A 16,201-nucleotide genomic window follows, 5' to 3' on the forward strand; every position below is an offset into this window, starting at 1 on the left:
ACGATCTGCAGGGGTTCCGAGAAGGAGAGCGCTCTCCTCCGCGAGACCGGCGGCGGAGGGCTCGTCGGTCCTGCAGATCGCACGTGCGCAGCCCGCTCCGGCCCGCCGGCACCTGCCCGTCCAGCCGGCACCCGCCCGCGCCCGCCGGTAGCCTGGACCCATGGCAGAACGCACCTCCTGGTCGCTCGGTCGCGCACTGCGCGGCCTGTTCGAGAAGCGCACGATCGACGACCAGACCTGGGACGACCTCGAGACGGCCCTGATCACCGCCGACTTCGGCCCCGACATCACCGAGGAGATCGTCGACGACCTCCGCGCGAAGGTCGCCCGCTACTCCACCACCGACCCGCGCGACCTGCAGCGGATGCTCCGCGAGTCCCTCGAGGAGCGCCTGTCGAAGTACGACACGACCCTCAAGCTCAGCGAGCGCCCCGCTGTGATCCTCGTGGTCGGCGTGAACGGCGTCGGCAAGACCACGACCATCGGCAAGTTCGCCAAGTTCCTCCGCAACTACGGCCGGAGCGTCGTGGTCGGTGCGGCCGACACCTTCCGCGCCGCGGCGGTCGACCAGCTCGCCACCTGGGCGCAGCGCGCCGACGCTCAGATCGTCCGCCCGCAGCAGGAGCGCCAGGATCCGGCGTCCGTCGCCTTCCAGACCGTGCAGTTCGCGAAGGACACCGGCGTCGAGATGGTCATCATCGACACGGCCGGCCGCCTGCACACCAAGGGCGGACTGATGGACGAGCTCACGAAGATCAAGCGCGTCATCGAGAAGCAGGCGCCGATCTCCGAGATCCTGCTCGTGCTCGACGCGACGACCGGTCAGAACGGGCTGAGCCAGGCCGAGGCGTTCATCGAGCACGCCGGCGTCACCGGCCTCGTCATCACGAAGCTCGACGGATCCGCGAAGGGCGGCTTCGTCCTCGCCGTGCAGGAGAAGACCGGCATCCCGATCAAGCTCGTCGGCCAGGGCGAGGGCATCGGCGACCTCACCGGCTTCACCCCCCACGTCTTCGCCCAGCAGCTCGTCAGCTGAGCGGCTCCGTCCGGGACGACGCGCCGGAGCCGTCCCGGTGACGGGCTACACCGCCTGCGAGAAGCCCAGCGCCGCGTCGGCGAGGTGGCGCAGGTGCTCCGGAACCGGCAGCCCCTTCGACTCCATCGAGCGCGCCCAGAGCCGACCGGCCCGGTAGGAGGAGCGGACCAGGGGCCCGGCGAGGACACCGAGGAAGCCGATGTCCTCGGCCTCCTCCTTGATCGCCACGAACTCCTCCGGGTGCACCCAGCGGTCCACCGGCAGGTGCCGCGGCGTCGGGCGGAGGTACTGCGTGATGGTCACGATGTCGGTGCCGGCGTCGTAGAGGTCCTGCAGCGCCTGCGAGATCTCCTCCCGCTCCTCGCCCATGCCGAGGATGAGATTCGACTTCGTGATCAGCCCCGCCTCCCTGCCCTGGGTGAGCACGTCGAGCGAGCGCTCGTAGCGGAAGGCCGGTCGGATGCGCTTGAAGATCCGCGGCACCGTCTCGACGTTGTGGGCGAACACCTCCGGCTCCGCGTCGAACACCCGCTGCAGGTGCTCGGCGCGGCCGGTGAAGTCCGGAACCAGGATCTCGACTCCCGTGCCCGGGGCCTGGGCGTGGATCTGGCGGATGGTCTCGGCGTAGAGCCAGGAGCCCTCGTCCGGCAGGTCGTCGCGGGCGACTCCGGTGACGGTCGCGTAGCGGAGGTTCATCCGGGCCACGGACTCGCCGACCCGCCGGGGCTCGTCCGCGTCGTAGTCCGCGGGCTTCCCGGTGTCGATCTGGCAGAAGTCGCAGCGGCGGGTGCACTGGGCGCCTCCGATGAGGAAGGTCGCCTCCCGGTCCTCCCAGCACTCGAAGATGTTGGGGCACCCCGCCTCCTGGCAGACCGTGTGCAGCTCCTCGCTCTTCACCAGTGACTGCAGCTGCCGGTACTCCGGGCCCATCGAGGCCTTCGTGCGGATCCACTCGGGCTTGCGCTCGATCGGCGTCTCGGCGTTGCGGATCTCCAGCCGCAGGAGCTTGCGGCCGCCGGCCTCGGCGCTCACGCGGCGACCTCCTCGACCCGTGCGGAGAAGGCGGGGGCCGCCTCCGAGAAGCGCGCCGCCACTCGCGCCCGCACGGCCTCCATGGGAGGAGCCTCGCCGCGCTCGCGCTCGAGCGTCGTCACCCCGGCGTCGGCGATGCCGCAGGCGACGATGCGGGCGTAGGGCTCGAGGCTGTTCGAGACGTTGAGGGCGAAGCCGTGCATCGTCACGCCCGAGGCGACGCGGATGCCGATCGCGGCGATCTTGTCGGCGCCGCCGTCCCTCGGGATCCACACTCCCGAGCGCCCGCCGACGCGCTGCCCCTGCACGCCCAGGTCGTCGAGCGCGGCGATCAGCACGCCCTCCAGCGAGCGGACGTAGGCGACCACGTCGACGGGCTCGCCGAGCCGCACGATCGGGTAGCCGACGAGCTGGCCCGGGCCGTGCCAGGTGATGCGACCTCCGCGGTCGACGTCGACCACGGGCGAGCCGTCGTCCGGGCGTTCGTGCGCCTCGGTCCGCTTGCCGGCGGTGTAGACGGAGGAGTGCTCGCACAGCACGAGGGTGTCCGGCCTCCGGCCCGCCACCACCTCGGCGTGCAGGCGTCGCTGGAGCTCCCAGCCGTCGCGGTAGTCCAGGGGGTCCGCGGAGTCGCCCGCCACCAGTGTCTCGATCACCGGGCCACCCTAACCCGGTTCTTGGACCGGGACCAGTTAATCCGGGCCGCCGTGATCGCGCCGATCGCGGCCCGATCGGCGTCCCCGCCCGCCGACCCTCCGGGCCTCCGGTAGAATTCCGGGCATCATGGCTACTTTCGGCACCCTCTCCGATCGACTCGTCGAGACCTTCAAGAACCTCCGCACGAAGGGCAAGCTCTCCGCGTCGGACGTCGACGGCACCGTCCGTGAGATCCGGCGCGCGCTGCTCGACGCCGACGTCGCGCTGGAGGTCGTGAAGGAGTTCACCGGCAAGGTCCGCGAGCGCGCCCTCGGCGACGAGGTCAACAAGGCGCTCAACCCGGCCCAGCAGGTCGTCCAGATCGTCAACGAGGAGCTCGTCGCGATCCTCGGCGGGCAGTCGCGCCGCCTTGAGTTCGCCAAGCGCCCGCCGACCGTCATCATGCTCGCCGGCCTCCAGGGCGCGGGCAAGACGACGCTCGCGGGCAAGCTCGGCAAGTACCTCGGCAAGGACGGCCACACCCCGCTGCTCGTCGCGGCCGACCTCCAGCGCCCCAACGCGGTGCAGCAGCTGCAGGTCGTCGGCGAGCAGGCCGGAGTCGCGGTCTACGCGCCCGAGCCGGGCAACGGCGTCGGCAACCCGGTCAAGGTCGCCCAGAACGCGATCCGCTTCGCGACCGACAAGCAGTACGACACGGTCATCATCGACACGGCCGGACGCCTCGGCGTCGACGCCGACATGATGAAGCAGGCCGCCGACATCCGCCGCGTCACGAACCCCGACGAGGTGCTGTTCGTCATCGACGCGATGATCGGCCAGGACGCGGTCGCGACCGCGAAGGCCTTCCAGGAGGGCGTCGACTTCACCGGCGTCGTCCTCTCCAAGCTCGACGGAGACGCCCGCGGCGGCGCGGCGCTCTCGGTCGCCTCGCTCACCGGCCGCCCGATCCTCTTCGCCTCCACGGGCGAGTCGCTCGACGACTTCGAGCAGTTCCACCCCGACCGCATGGCGAGCCGCATCCTCGACCTCGGCGACGTGCTCACCCTCATCGAGCAGGCGCAGTCCGCGTTCGACGAGGACGAGGCGCGCAAGATCGCCGAGAAGATCATGGGGGACACGTTCACCCTCGACGACTTCCTCGGCCAGATGCAGCAGCTGCGCAACATGGGCTCGATCAAGAAGATGATCGGCATGCTGCCCGGCGCGAAGGGCATGCGCGAGCAGCTCGACCAGTTCGACGAGCGCGAGATCGTGCGCACCGAGGCGATCATCCAGTCGATGACGAAGGCGGAGCGGGTCAATCCCAAGCTGCTCAACGGCTCGCGCCGCCTGCGCATCGCGCGCGGCTCCGGCATGACGGTCACGGACGTCAACCAGCTCGTCCAGCGCTTCGAGCAGGCCGCCAAGATGATGAAGACGGTCGCCAAGGGCGGGATGCCCTCCGTCCCCGGCATGGGTCCCGTGCCCGGAGCCGGCTACCAGGGCCGTCCGAAGCCGCAGAAGAAGAAGAGCAGCAAGTCCGGCAACCCCGCCAAGCGGGCCGCCGAGAACGCCGCGATCACCTCCGGGCCCCGCCCGGGCGAGGCGGGCGGCTCCGGCTTCGGCCTGGGCGGCGGTGCCGGCAAGGGCGCCCAGCCCACGCCGGAGGAGCTCGAGCAGCTGCAGAAGCTCCTCGGGCGATGAGGCGGGTCTCGGCCGGACGCGCGGGCGGTGTCCTCGTCCTCGCGGCCGTGCTCGGGCTCACCGGTTGCGCCGAGGGCTCCGGGGTCGACGCGATGACCGCGCCCTCCCCGGAGGACCTGGTCGGCCGCTGGGTGACGGGCGTGTCCTACGACGCGCCCGACGTGCCGTTCCTCCTGATCGCGGAGGACGGCACCTGGACGGGCTCCGACGGCTGCAACGGCGCGCAGGGCGAGTGGTCGATCGACGGAGAGGGCGCGCTCTCCGTCTCGGAGGGGCCCAGCACGGAGATCGCCTGCGACGGCGTCGCCCTGCCGAGGATCTTCTCGGGGGCGGCGATGGCCTCGCTCGACGGCGGGCGGCTCCGCCTGTTCGACGACGACGGCGCCACGGTCGTCAAGCTCGCGCGCTCCACGAGCGACGAGGCCCCGACCGCCTCGCCGGATCCGGCGGGGGAGTAGCGGGGCTGCTCGGAGCGACGCCGGGGATCCCCAGGGCGCGCACCGCTCGCTAGCGTGAGGGCATGACAACCGCACACGCGCGCCCCGTCCGCATCGGCGTCCAGATCGCACCGCAGCACGTCCCCTACGAGGTCATCCGCGACACGCTCGCCGAGCTCGAGGACCTCGGCGTCGACATCGCCTTCAACTGGGACCACTTCTTCCCGCTCTCCGGAGAGCCGAACGGCCTGCACTTCGAGGGCTGGAGCATGCTCGCGGCCTGGGCCGAGCAGACCAGCCGCATCGAGTTCGGCCCGCTGGTCACGTGCAACAGCTACCGGAACCCCGACCTCCTCGCCGACATGGCGCGCACGGTCGACCACATCAGCGCCAAGGGCGCCGAGGGCCGTCTGATCTTCGGCATCGGCTCGGGCTGGTTCGAGCGGGACTACGAGGAGTACGGCTACGAGTTCGGCACCCCCGGCTCCCGCCTCGACGAGCTCTCCGAGGCGATGCCGCGCATCCGCAGCCGGTGGTCGATGCTCAACCCGGCGCCCACCCGCGACATCCCGGTGATGATCGGCGGCGGCGGCGAGAAGAAGACGCTGCGGATCGTCGCCGAGCACGCCGACATCTGGCACAGCTTCTCGGACGTCCCGACGCTCGAGCGCAAGCTCGGTGTGCTCTCGGAGTGGTGCGGCCGCGTCGACCGCGATCCGGCGGCGATCGAGATCTCGACCGGCGCGAGCGTGCGCGGCGGAGTCGGCGACGCCTCCTTCGACGTGCTCGACCAGCAGTACGACCTGGGCGCCCGCCTGTTCACGCTCGGCATCACCGGTCCGGACATCGACCTCGCGCCCGTGCGCGACCTGCTCGGCTGGCGCGACGGCCGGAACAGCACCGCGCGCTGACCCGTCGGGGCGCCGGTACGGCGGCGCCCCGCGTCGGAGTCAGGCCGCCGGAGCGTCCGTCGCGCGCTGGCCGGTCGGCACGGCCCTGGCGAGGCCGGACTTCTCGGCCGCCACCTCGAAAGCGTCGGCCAGGGCCCGCTGGCCCTCGACCGTGGGATGCACGCCGTCCTCGCCGAGCAGTCCGTCCTCGCGGAGCGGGTCGGGGTACTCCAGGGCACCGCCGCCGGCGGCCGTCACGGCCTCGACCAGAGCCGCGTCGTACTCGTCGAGATCGGAGGGGCGCGGGTCGGGGCCCCAGACCGAGTCGAGCGCGATCAGCCGGGCCGAGGGCGAGGCGGACACGATCGCGTCCACTGCCGGCCCGATCGCGGCGTCCACGTCCTCCGGATCCCAGCCCAGGTCGTTGCTGCTGGCGATCAGCACGATCGCGTCGGGCCGGGTGTCGGCGATCTCCTCCGCGCGGTCGCCGATCGCGACGCCGCAGTCGCCCGGCTCGATGAATCCGCCGCCGTCGCAGCCCAGGTTCGTGACCTCCCAGCCGAGGTCGTCGCCGACGAGAGCGGGCCAGGCCTGCTCGGGGTCGACCGTCAGACCGCGCACGATGCTGTCGCCGACGATCGTCACGCGGGAGCCGGCGGGCAGGGAGCCGCCGATCGAGAGCGGCAGCGGATCTGCGGTGACGGTGGGGAGGGGAGTGGCGGTGCCGGCGGGAGACGCGGTCGCCGGGCCGGTCGTCGTCGAGGACGAGCAGCCGGCGAGGCCGAGGGCCAGCGCGCCGATCGCGGCGGCGGCGAGGAGGACGGGACGCGTCATGAGCGGGGATCCCGGAGCCCGTCGCGCAGCTCGCCCGCGAGCGCCCGGACCACCGCCTTCAGGTCGCCGTCGTTGGCCGCGGCCGTGCGCAGCTGGCGCTGGTAGCTCGCTCCCGCGACCAGGATCAGCTCGACGTCGGCGAGCTCCTTCACGCAGTCGAGGCGCTCGGCGACCGGCGCGAGGGTGACGAGCAGGTCGCGGATGTCGTCGGTGACCAGCCGCTCGGCTCCGGCGGCGTCGAGGATGATCTCGGCGTCGAGGCCGTAGCGGGCCGCGCGCCACTTGTTCTCGCGCACGTACCAGGGCTGCATCGTCGGCAGGTCCTCGCCGGCGTCCAGCCGCGACGAGAGGTGCTCGACGAGGCACTGGATCAGCGCCGCGACCGCTCCGATCTCCTCCGCGGAGGAGAGGCCGTCGCACGCGCGCATCTCGAGCGTGCCCCACTGCGGTGAGGGACGGATGTCCCAGCGGACCTCCGTGTGGTCGTCGATGACGCCGGTGCGCATCATGTCGTCGACGTACTCCTCGTAGTTCGCCCAGGCGCCGAACTGCGGAGGCAGGCCCGCCGTCGGCAGCTGCTGGAACATCAGCGCGCGGTTCGAGGCGTAGCCGGTGTCGACTCCGCCCCAGAACGGGCTCGACGCCGAGAGCGCCTGCAGGTGCGGGTAGTAGTCGAGCAGCGAGTTCAGGATCGGCAGCACCTTGTCGCGGTGCTCGACGCCGACGTGCACGTGGATGCCCCAGATCATCATGTTCCGGCCCCACCACTGGGTCCGGTCGATGAGACGGTGGTACCGCTCCTTGTCCGTGATGGCCTGGTCGAACCACTGCGCGAACGGGTGCGTGCCCGAGCACACGAGGTCGAGTCCCATCGGGTCGGTGATCTCGCGCACCTGCCGCAGCTGGTCCTGCAGGTCGGCGACGGCGTCGCGGACGGAGGTGTGCACGCCCGAGACCAGCTCGACCGTGTTGCGCAGGAGCTCGCCGGTGATGTGCGGGTGCGGGGCACCGTCGTCGCCGCGGAGCGCCTCCAGCACCACGTCGGCGACGTTGGCGAGATCGCCAGTCTGGCGGTCGACGATCGCGACCTCCCACTCGATCCCGAGCGTGGAGCGGTCTGATGCGGCGAAGCTGATCTCCATGGCGTGGTCCTCATCGGATCCGGGCGTCCGCCGATCGGGACGCGCCTCGCCATCCTGCCACCTGCGGCCGGGGCGGACGCCGAGCCCCCGGCGGCGGCTCTCCCGGCACCGCCCGGCCCGCTCGCGTGCGGGCGCCGGACGGCGGCGGCGTGCCGGGCCCGCACCGGGGCGGTTTTTCTGGCAGAATGATCCGTCGGGTCCGAGGCGGTCGACCCTCTACTCACCGCCGACGAAACCCCCTCGAGCTTCCGCCGGGTGTGCCCCCACGCTCACGGCTCAGTTCATCCATCATCGACCGGACACCGGTCAACGACCACACAGGAGAATTGTGGCTGTCAAGATTCGTCTGAAGCGCCTCGGCAAGATCCGGGCGCCCTACTACCGCATCGTCGTCGCCGACTCGCGCACCAAGCGCGACGGCCGCGTGATCGAGGAGATCGGCAAGTACCACCCCACCGAGCAGCCCTCGTTCATCCAGGTCGACTCGGAGCGCGCGCAGTACTGGCTCGGAGTCGGCGCGCAGCCGACCGAGCAGGTCGCCGCGATCCTCAAGCTGACCGGCGACTGGGGCCGCTACAAGGGCGACGCCGACGCCGTCAGCACCGTCCAGGTGAAGGAGCCCAAGGCTCCGTTCGTCGTCGACGCGAAGAAGAAGCCCGTCCTCAAGCCGAAGTCCGAGGCTCCGGCCAAGGCCGCCCCGGTCGAGGACACCGCCGACGAGACCTCCACCGAGGCGTAGTCAGTGCTCGCTCCCGCCGTCGAACACCTCGTCAAGGGGATCGTCGAGAACCCCGATGAGGTCAGTGTCGTGGCCACGAGCTCCCCGCGCGGAGAGGTCCTCGAGGTGCGCGTGCACCCCGAGGACCTCGGCCGCGTGATCGGACGCTCCGGTCGCACCGCCAAGGCTGTCCGCACTCTCGTCGCCGCGCTCGCCGACGGGCGCCGCGTGCGCGTCGACGTCGTCGACACCGACAAGTAGAGGTGTCGGTCACCGGACCGGGCACGACGCAGCTCCGCGTCGCCCGACTCACCAAGGCCCACGGGCTCAAGGGCGCCATCAAGCTCGAGCTGTACACGGACGAGCCCGACAAGCGCTTCACCCCCGGATCCACGTTCACGCTGCAGGTGCCCCGCACCTCCGAGTGGCACGGCAAGAAGCTCGAGCTCGTCGAGCTGCGCTGGTACAACAGCCACCCCGTCGCGTTCTTCCGGGGTGTCGACGACCGCAACGCCGCCGAGACCCTCCTGAAGGCGATCCTCTGGATCGACGAGGAGGTGCAGACCCAGCCGGGCGAGGACGACTCCTGGTACGACTACCAGCTGGTCGGCATGAAGGTCGTCCGCGACGGCGTCGAGGTCGGCACCGTCCGCCGCGTCGACCACTTCCCCGCACAGGACCTGCTCATCGTCGGCACCCCCTCCGGCGAGGTGATGGTGCCGTTCGTGAACGCGATCGTCCCCTCCGTCGACGCCGCCGCGGGGATCGTCACGGTCACGCCGCCGATCGGCCTGTTCGAGGAGGCTCCCGAGGAGGAGCCCGCCGCGGTCGACCTCAGCGGTGTCGACCTCGCGGACCCGGCGCTGAGCGCGCCCGCGGACGCCGACGAGCCGGACGCCGCCGAGACGCACGCCGTCGAGACCGCGGAAGCTCCTGCGGGCGACGACCTCGACGCGCCCGCCGCCGTCGGCACCTCCGAGGAGGAGCCCCGGTCGTGAGGATCGACATCGTCTCGATCTTCCCGGAGTTCTTCGGCGTGCTCGACATCAGCCTGCTCGGCCGTGCGCGGCAGAGCGGGCTGATCGAACTCGGCGTGCACGACCTCCGCGACTTCACCCACGACCGCCACCGCACCGTCGACGACACGCCCTACGGCGGCGGAGCCGGCATGGTGATGCGTCCGGAGCCGTGGGGCGAGGCGCTCGACTCGATCCTCGCCTCGGCGGAGGATCCGGTAGTGATCTTCCCCTCGCCGGCGGGCGAGCTCTTCACCCAGGCGACCGCTCGCGAGCTCGCGGAGGAGTCGTCCCTCGTCTTCGGCTGCGGCCGCTACGAGGGCATCGACCAGCGCGTCGTCGACCACACGGCCGAGCGCGCGCGGGTGCGTCTGATCAGCCTCGGCGACTACGTCCTCAACGGAGGAGAGGTCGCCGTGATGGCGATGATCGAGGCCGTCGGGCGCCTGGTCCCGGGCGTGGTCGGCAACCCGGCGAGCCTGGTCGAGGAGAGCCACTCCGACGGGCTGCTCGAGTACCCGAGCTACACCAAGCCGGCCTCCTGGCGGGGCCTCGACGTCCCTCCGGTGCTCCTCAGCGGCAACCACGGGGCGATCGCCGCCTGGCGCCACGAGCAGAGCGTCGAGCGCACCCGCCGCGTCCGTCCCGAACTGCTGCCCTGACCCCCGCTGCGAGATGCCACCTCTGACGCGGCGCCGCGGCGTGTCGTCCTCACAGGTGGCATCTCGCGGCGGCGATCACCGGGTCGCGAGGGCCAGGTGCCGGTCGCGGAGGGCCAGGAAGAGCGGGAACGCGAACGCGAGGGCGACCAGCGGCGCGAGCAGCACCAGGATCCAGACGCGGCGCATCCCGATCCGGCGGCCCTCCACCACCATGAAGGCGACGGCCGCGATCGCGACGACCAGCAGGTCGGTCGAGAACGACGACACCCACGGCCCGCCCGCGGCGAGGCCGGCCAGCACGTCCGCGCCCTCCTGCATCGCCCGCACGTTCCAGGTCCACGTTCCGATCAGCCCGGCGAGGGCGAGGACGAGGTAGACGATCCCGAGCGGCGTCCAGCCGCGGTGCAGCCGGCTCATGCGCGGGCCTCCATTCGTGCGAGGGTGAGGATCGTGCCTCCAGCGAGGGCGACCACCGCCACAGTAGCGACGGCGAGGGTCATCGCATCCGGTGCGGTCAGCGCCTGTCCGCGCAGTGCCTGCCAGCAGGTGAGGCCGACGGCGGACGCCCAGGCCGCCGAGGCCAGTGCGACGAGCCGCAGCCGGATCGATCCAGGGCGCAGCACGGGGATCCGGGGTGCCAGCCGTCCGAGCAGCAGCGCGAGCAGCGGGAGCCCCTGGAGGGCGTGCATCCCGACGAAGTGCGGGATGCGCAGATCGCCGACGGTGGTGCTCCAGCCCAGCAGCGGGAGTCCCGGTCCGCCGTCCGCGACTCCGACGGCGTGCGCGCCGACGACGCCCTGGTAGTCGCTGATCTGGCCGGGCGACGGTCCCGTCATCAGGAACGCGAGGCCCATCCCGACGAGCCCGATCACGAGTCCGGCGCGTACGGCCAGCGTCAGCGCCGGGTCGCCGAGCGGCACCCGCGCCAGGAGGGCGGCGAGGACCAGCGTCGCCAGCCAGACCACCACGATCGAGACGGCCATCGAGGCCCAGAGCGCGGCGTGCAGGGGAGTGGAGACGTCGAAGTGGCTGCGCTCGCCGACCAGGGCGGCGCCTCCGATCACGACCATCTCGACCGCCAGGCCGACCGCCGCGATCGTGCCCAGCGCTCGGGCGAGGCGGCGTCGGCGGGGCACGAGCCCGATCAGCCAGGCGAGCGTCACGGCGTACAGCGCGATCGACAGGCAGAACTTCAGCGGCTTGGCCCAGAGCGGCTGCCCGCCGAGCTCGCGGGGATCGACGACCAGTGCGATCACACAGAGGAGGGCGCCGACCGCCATCGCGGCAGCGAGCACCAGGAGGGGCCGATGCGGGGCGGCGGAGGCTGTGCTCGCGGGCGTCTCGGTCGCCGTGCTCATCGGACCGCCTCCGCCCCGCCGCCGAAGCGGTTCTGCGTCTCGCGCGCCTGGGCGACGCGCCGGAGCGACTGCAGCACCACGTCTCCGAGCGCGGTGCCGACCGCGGCGACGGCCGCCTGCTCGCTCACGCTCTCGCGGGCCTGCAGCTCGTCGAGGTCGGCGGAGGCGACGAGGGCGGCGGCGCGGGCGTAGGCCTCGAGCCAGCGGGCGCTCATCGGTCCAGTGGAGAGCTCGAGCGCGTCGAGCGCCCGGGCCGCCGTCGCCACGGCGGGGTGGCCGCAGTGGTCGGCGCCCGCCGCCTCGGCGATCCGCCGCACCGACGCCTCGGTGGCGGACGCCGTCGAGTCGGCGCTCACGGAGACCACGTCCTGCGCCACCTCGAACGCCGCAGTCGGGCCGATGCCCGCGTCGAGCGCGGCCGCGATCCGCTTCGCGCCGGCGATGCCGACGCCGCCGCTCTCGATGAGCGCCCGGAGCAGCGTCAGGCGGGCGACGTGGGCGTCCCCGTACTCCGCCCGCTGGGGGCCGGCGGCGTCGCCCGGCGGCAGCAGCCCCTCCCGGATGTAGTACTTGATCGTGGGCAGGCTGACGCCGCTGCTGCGGCTGAGCTCCGAGATTCGCACACGGACAGTATCGCTATCGGATAGCGCCGCTGTCCACTACTCGGTCAGTCCCGAGCGGAGAGGACGATGTTCCCCGTCTCGGTGATGGCGATCGTGTGCTCCATGTGCGCGCCGCGCGATCCGTCGCGGCTGCGGAGGGTCCAGCCGTCCTTGTCCGTGTAGATCTCGTCGGTCGTCTGCAGGAACCACGGCTCGATCGCGACGACGAGGCCCGGGCGGAGCGGGTAGCCGCGGCCGGCGCGTCCGTCGTTGGGGATGTGCGGGTCGCCGTGCATCGTGCGGCCGACGCCGTGGCCGCCGAAGTCGGTGTTGATGGACAGGCCCTCGGCGCGCGCGACGGCCGCGATGGCCGCGGAGATGTCGCCGATCTTCTTCCCGGGCTGCGCGGCGGCGATGCCGGCCTCGAGCGCGCGGGTGGTGGTGTCGATGAGGGCGAGGTCCTCCTCGCGCGGCGTCCCGACCACGACGCTGATCGCCGAGTCGGCGACCCAGCCGTTCACGGAGGCGGCGAAGTCGAGGGTGAGCAGGTCGCCGTCCTTCAGGCGGTAGTCGAAGGGCAGGCCGTGCAGCACCGCGTCGTTGACGGAGGTGCAGATGACCTTGCCGAAGGGGCTCGCGCCGAAGGAGGGGTGGTAGTCGATGTAGCAGGACTCGGCGCCGGCCCTGCGGATCATGTCGTGAGCGAGCCGGTCGAGCTCCAGCAGGTTCACGCCCACGGCGGCGGCGGCGGAGGTGGCCTTCAGTACCTCGCCGACGAAGCGGCCGGCGGGACGCATCTCCTCGATCTCGGCGGGGGTGCGTAGCTCGATCATCCTGATCCTCTCGGGGTCCGCTGAGCCGTTGTTCAGCGGTGGTGGGTACGGTCGGTGCATGCGCACGCGACGGGCATTCGGTTCCTGGCAGTTCCCGGCGGCGATCGTGCTGCCCCTCTGGATCCTCTTCGGGTACGGGGTCTTCGGAGGATCGAGCGGCTGGACCGTGCTCGGCCTGGTGATCGCCCTTCCCATTCTGGCGGTCGCACTCACGGCTGTGGCCGCGATCGTCGCATTCCGGGTGACCGTGCGGCCCACGCGCACCCCCGCGTGGGGCGACGTGGCCGTGGTCGGCGCGTGGCACCTCTCCCTGATCGCCTTCGGCTTCTTCCCGCCCGGCGCCTGGGCGCTGGGCCTGCTCTCGGTGGTCCTCGGAGTGGCCGCCTTCTGGCACTCGGCGTGGCGGTTCCTCGCCGACGCGCGCGCCACTCTCCTCGCCTTCTCGGAGGCGGCGTCCGAGCAGGCCGAGGGCGCTCACTGCCCCGTCGCCGGCGAGGGCTTCGACCCGGAGCGCCCCCAGGACGGGCAGACCATCGTCCTCTGAGGGCACAGGCCTCCTGCGAGGGGTCGTTCCGCTGCGGGGCCTTGCTCGTGGAACACCCTGCTTTGACGCGGATCGACGCGGCATGGCAGAATGAGCGCTTGTGCCTCGCGCAGGCTCTGCCACAGGGGAGCCGCGACGACGTGGGCACGACCGACTTCCATCAACGAAACGGTGTTCGACCTGTGGCGGGCACGGAGAGCGATACAGCATGCACATCCTCGATTCCGTCGATGCGGCGTCCCTCCGCAGCGATGTCCCGGACTTCCGCGCCGGCGACACCGTCAAGGTCCACGTCAACATCGTCGAGGGCTCCCGCTCGCGCATCCAGGTCTTCCAGGGCGTCGTCATCGGCCGGTCCAACGAGGGCGTCCGCGAGACCTTCACCGTCCGCAAGGTGAGCTTCCAGGTCGGCGTCGAGCGCACGTTCCCCGTGCACTCGCCGGTCATCGACCACATCGAGGTCGTCACCCGCGGTGACGTCCGTCGCGCGAAGCTCTACTACCTGCGCAACCTGCGCGGCAAGAAGGCCAAGATCAAGGAGAAGCGCGACGCCTGAGCGGCATCCTCACGACTTCTCGGGAACCCCGGTCCACCTATGATGGACCGGGGTTCCTCCCTTTCTCGGGGGCGATCCGTCCGGGGAGTCCACCCGGTGATGCACAGTAGGGGCGACGGCGAGCGATGACAGACAGCACGGCCCCGGTCCGCCTCCCCGGAGGGGAGGATCACGCCCGCCACTCGGCGGATCCGTCCGAGAAGCGCCCGCGCAAGCGCCGGGGCGTCCTGCTCTTCCTCCGCGACGTGCTGATCATCTTCGTGGTCGCGGTGCTCGTCTCCTTCCTCGTGAAGACCTTCCTGATCCGCTCCTTCTACATCCCCTCCTCCTCCATGGAGCAGACGCTCGTCGAGAACGACCGGATCCTCGTGAACGAGCTCGTGCCCGGAGTCGTGCCGATCTCGCGCGGCGACGTCGTCGTCTTCCGCGATCCCGGCGGCTGGCTCTCGCCGAGCTCCGAGCCCTCCGTGCCGCCGTTCCAGGCCGCGGTCGACTCGGCTCTCGCGCTCGTCGGCCTCACCGCCCCCGACAGCAACGACCACCTCATTAAGCGCGTCATCGGCCTGCCCGGCGACCACGTGACCTGCTGCACTCCGCTCGGCCAGGTCGAGATCAATGGCAACCCGATCGACGAGCCCTACGTGAAGCTCCCGGACGGAGTGCAGGCCGTCTCGGCCACCCCGTTCGACGTCGTGGTGCCCGAGGGCTCGCTCTGGGTGATGGGCGACAACCGCTACAACTCCGCCGACTCCCGCTACAACACGGACAAGCCGGGCGGCGGCTTCGTGCCGATCGACAACGTCGTGGGCCGCGCGATCCTCGTCACCTGGCCCGTGCAGCAGTGGGCGTGGCTCGACGACTACCCGTCGGTGTTCCGCGGAGTCGACACCGAGGCCTCCGAGGAGGGCTCGGACGACACGCAGAGCGGGCAGGGCTAGGTGGTCGTCGCCGAGCCGACGCTGACGCAGGAGCGGCGCCTCTTCCGGCAGGGCTACGAGACGGTGATCGGCTGCGACGAGGTCGGCCGCGGGGCGATCGCCGGTCCGGTTTCGGTCGGCGTCGTATCGATCGGGAGCCGCTGCGGGCGCTTCCCCGAGGGGCTCCGCGACTCCAAGATGCTCGCGCCCGCCCGCCGCGAGGCCCTCCTGCCGGGAGTGGCGAAGTGGGTCTCGGCCTGGGCGATCGGCGAGTCCTCCGCGGACGAGATCGACGAGACCGGGATCATCGCCGGCCTCGGCCGCGCCGCGTCCAGGGGCATCGAGCGCCTCGCCGACCAGGGCGTCGACCTCGCCACCGCCGTCGTCCTCCTCGACGGCGCGCACGACTGGCTGACGCCCGCGCTGGGCGGGTGGGCGGCCGAGCTGACGATCGTCACCCGCGTGAAGGCCGACCGCGACTGCGCCGCCGTGTCCGCCGCCTCCGTGCTCGCGAAGGTGGGACGGGACGGCCAGATGGTGCGCCACCACGACGACTTCGCCGACTACGCCTGGGACAGCAACAAGGGCTACGGCAGCGCGGCGCACTGGGCGGGGATCGAGCGGGTAGGCCCGTCCCCGCTGCACCGGGTGACCTGGCTGTCGAAGTCGCGGGAGAGCGCCGACGAGGCGGTCCCGGCGTCCGGGCCCGTCGGCGCGGCGTAGGATTGTCCAACGATGGATGAGGACGAATTCGAGGACTACGACCGCGAGGTCGAGCTGGCACTGTACCGGGAGTACCGCGACGTCGTCTCGCAGTTCTCGTACGTCGTCGAGACCGAGCGCCGGTTCTACCTGGCGAACGAGGTCGACCTGGTCCGCCGCGACACCGAGCACGACTTCTACTTCGAGCTGACCATGCGCGACGTGTGGGTCTGGGACGTCTACCGCTCCGACCGCTTCGTGAAGTCGGTGCGCGTGCTGACGTTCAAGGACGTCAACGTCGAGGAGCTGTCCCGCAAGGAGTTCGAGCTCCCCAAGGAGCTCGCACTCGACGAGTAGGGCTCTGTCGTCGCAGGCTCCGGCCCCGGTGCTGGTCGAGTAGCCGCCCGTCTTCGCCGGTCGAGCAGCCGCCTCTGAACTCCTTGCTGGTCGAGTAGCCGCCTCCGGCGGCGTATCGAGACCCCCGGTCCCGCCACGTGCAGGTCGAGCAGCCGCCGTCCGCCGTCCTGCCGGTGCCCGGCCTCCCTCCACAGCCGTCGATCTGGCACGTTCTCCCCGGAACCG

The 16,201-nt window shown here is 71.6% G+C and carries 21 protein-coding genes; 13 read left to right on the forward strand and 8 right to left on the reverse strand.

The genetic code is table 11. The features are described from left to right. The first annotated feature begins 160 nt into the window (after positions 1 to 160). Positions 161 to 1,036 carry a signal recognition particle-docking protein FtsY gene (gene ftsY, locus C5D08_RS04230; RefSeq protein ID WP_068253475.1) on the forward strand — a complete coding sequence of 292 codons (876 nt, stop codon included), beginning with the start codon at positions 161 to 163 and terminating at the stop codon, positions 1,034 to 1,036. A gap of 45 nt (positions 1,037 to 1,081) precedes the next feature. Here ftsY and lipA read toward each other — a convergent pair whose 3' ends face one another. Next, a complete protein-coding gene (gene lipA / locus C5D08_RS04235; protein ID WP_104226884.1) occupies positions 1,082 to 2,068 on the reverse strand; it encodes a lipoyl synthase in 987 nt (328 codons plus the stop codon). Next, complete coding sequence (gene lipB / locus C5D08_RS04240; RefSeq protein ID WP_104275981.1) at positions 2,065 to 2,724, reverse strand: lipoyl(octanoyl) transferase LipB; 660 nt, start codon at positions 2,722 to 2,724, stop codon at positions 2,065 to 2,067. The genes lipA and lipB overlap by 4 nt, the downstream gene beginning before the upstream one ends. A 127-nt stretch (positions 2,725 to 2,851) precedes the next feature. Here lipB and ffh point away from each other — a divergent pair, with 127 nt between their 5' ends. The 3 genes from ffh to C5D08_RS04255 all read left to right on the forward strand — a co-directional run bounded on the left by ffh (position 2,852) and on the right by C5D08_RS04255 (position 5,756). Further along, positions 2,852 to 4,408 carry a signal recognition particle protein gene (gene ffh / locus C5D08_RS04245; protein ID WP_104275982.1) on the forward strand — a complete coding sequence of 519 codons (1,557 nt, stop codon included), beginning with the start codon at positions 2,852 to 2,854 and terminating at the stop codon, positions 4,406 to 4,408. Next, complete coding sequence (locus tag C5D08_RS04250; protein ID WP_104275983.1) at positions 4,405 to 4,866, forward strand: META domain-containing protein; 462 nt, start codon at positions 4,405 to 4,407, stop codon at positions 4,864 to 4,866. The genes ffh and C5D08_RS04250 overlap by 4 nt, the downstream gene beginning before the upstream one ends. A gap of 62 nt (positions 4,867 to 4,928) precedes the next feature. Continuing rightward, positions 4,929 to 5,756 (forward strand): LLM class F420-dependent oxidoreductase, encoded by an 828-nt coding sequence (locus tag C5D08_RS04255; RefSeq protein ID WP_104223915.1) that lies wholly within the window; start codon positions 4,929 to 4,931, stop codon positions 5,754 to 5,756. Between the two features lie 39 nt (positions 5,757 to 5,795). Here the strand turns inward: C5D08_RS04255 and C5D08_RS04260 are convergent, their stop codons facing one another. Together C5D08_RS04260 and C5D08_RS04265 are read right to left on the reverse strand one after the other, a co-directional pair. Continuing rightward, positions 5,796 to 6,569 (reverse strand): SGNH/GDSL hydrolase family protein, encoded by a 774-nt coding sequence (locus C5D08_RS04260; RefSeq protein ID WP_104275984.1) that lies wholly within the window; start codon positions 6,567 to 6,569, stop codon positions 5,796 to 5,798. Then, positions 6,566 to 7,711 (reverse strand): glutamate--cysteine ligase, encoded by a 1,146-nt coding sequence (locus C5D08_RS04265; protein ID WP_104275985.1) that lies wholly within the window; start codon positions 7,709 to 7,711, stop codon positions 6,566 to 6,568. Before C5D08_RS04265 ends, C5D08_RS04260 begins: the two co-directional genes overlap by 4 nt. Positions 7,712 to 8,039: 328 nt before the next feature. Between C5D08_RS04265 and rpsP the strand changes: the two genes are divergently transcribed. The 4 genes from rpsP to trmD are packed head-to-tail and all read left to right on the forward strand — an operon-like array spanning position 8,040 to position 10,107. Continuing rightward, positions 8,040 to 8,450 (forward strand): 30S ribosomal protein S16, encoded by a 411-nt coding sequence (gene rpsP / locus C5D08_RS04270; RefSeq protein WP_104275986.1) that lies wholly within the window; start codon positions 8,040 to 8,042, stop codon positions 8,448 to 8,450. A gap of 3 nt (positions 8,451 to 8,453) precedes the next feature. Then, positions 8,454 to 8,690: an RNA-binding protein gene (locus C5D08_RS04275; protein ID WP_068210678.1), complete on the forward strand. Its 237-nt coding sequence runs from the start codon at positions 8,454 to 8,456 to the stop codon at positions 8,688 to 8,690. Between the two features lie 2 nt (positions 8,691 to 8,692). After that, a complete protein-coding gene (rimM, locus tag C5D08_RS04280) occupies positions 8,693 to 9,427 on the forward strand; it encodes a ribosome maturation factor RimM (RefSeq protein ID WP_146087946.1) in 735 nt (244 codons plus the stop codon). Continuing rightward, positions 9,424 to 10,107, forward strand: coding sequence for a tRNA (guanosine(37)-N1)-methyltransferase TrmD (gene trmD, locus C5D08_RS04285; protein WP_104275987.1), 684 nt, complete (start codon positions 9,424 to 9,426; stop codon positions 10,105 to 10,107). The genes rimM and trmD overlap by 4 nt, the downstream gene beginning before the upstream one ends. 75 nt (positions 10,108 to 10,182) lie before the next feature. Here trmD and C5D08_RS04290 read toward each other — a convergent pair whose 3' ends face one another. Genes C5D08_RS04290 through map form a run of 4 tightly spaced genes read right to left on the reverse strand, consistent with a single transcriptional unit; the run spans position 10,183 to position 12,900 of the window. After that, complete coding sequence (locus tag C5D08_RS04290) at positions 10,183 to 10,524, reverse strand: DUF2834 domain-containing protein (protein ID WP_104275988.1); 342 nt, start codon at positions 10,522 to 10,524, stop codon at positions 10,183 to 10,185. Next, complete coding sequence (locus C5D08_RS04295) at positions 10,521 to 11,465, reverse strand: hypothetical protein (protein ID WP_104275989.1); 945 nt, start codon at positions 11,463 to 11,465, stop codon at positions 10,521 to 10,523. Before C5D08_RS04295 ends, C5D08_RS04290 begins: the two co-directional genes overlap by 4 nt. Then, entirely contained in the window at positions 11,462 to 12,088 is a 627-nt protein-coding gene (locus C5D08_RS04300) for a MerR family transcriptional regulator (protein ID WP_104275990.1), read from the reverse strand. Before C5D08_RS04300 ends, C5D08_RS04295 begins: the two co-directional genes overlap by 4 nt. A 44-nt stretch (positions 12,089 to 12,132) precedes the next feature. Further along, entirely contained in the window at positions 12,133 to 12,900 is a 768-nt protein-coding gene (map, locus tag C5D08_RS04305; RefSeq protein WP_104275991.1) for a type I methionyl aminopeptidase, read from the reverse strand. 58 nt (positions 12,901 to 12,958) lie between these two features. On the opposite strand from map, the gene C5D08_RS04310 reads away from it, so the two are divergent. From C5D08_RS04310 to C5D08_RS04330, 5 genes are all read left to right on the forward strand, one after another. Beyond that, on the forward strand, positions 12,959 to 13,444 hold the full coding sequence (locus tag C5D08_RS04310) for a hypothetical protein (RefSeq protein ID WP_104275992.1): 486 nt from the start codon (positions 12,959 to 12,961) through the stop codon (positions 13,442 to 13,444). Between the two features lie 208 nt (positions 13,445 to 13,652). Continuing rightward, on the forward strand, positions 13,653 to 14,000 hold the full coding sequence (rplS, locus tag C5D08_RS04315) for a 50S ribosomal protein L19 (protein ID WP_104223904.1): 348 nt from the start codon (positions 13,653 to 13,655) through the stop codon (positions 13,998 to 14,000). Between the two features lie 125 nt (positions 14,001 to 14,125). After that, entirely contained in the window at positions 14,126 to 14,938 is an 813-nt protein-coding gene (gene lepB, locus C5D08_RS04320; RefSeq protein ID WP_104275993.1) for a signal peptidase I, read from the forward strand. After that, positions 14,939 to 15,640 (forward strand): ribonuclease HII, encoded by a 702-nt coding sequence (locus tag C5D08_RS04325; protein ID WP_104275994.1) that lies wholly within the window; start codon positions 14,939 to 14,941, stop codon positions 15,638 to 15,640. A 12-nt stretch (positions 15,641 to 15,652) separates the two neighbouring features. Continuing rightward, positions 15,653 to 15,976 (forward strand): DUF2469 domain-containing protein, encoded by a 324-nt coding sequence (locus C5D08_RS04330; RefSeq protein WP_055792576.1) that lies wholly within the window; start codon positions 15,653 to 15,655, stop codon positions 15,974 to 15,976. Positions 15,977 to 16,201 lie beyond the last annotated feature (225 nt).

Source organism: Rathayibacter sp. AY1B6, from assembly GCF_002932755.1.
Lineage (GTDB): Bacteria > Actinomycetota > Actinomycetes > Actinomycetales > Microbacteriaceae > Rathayibacter.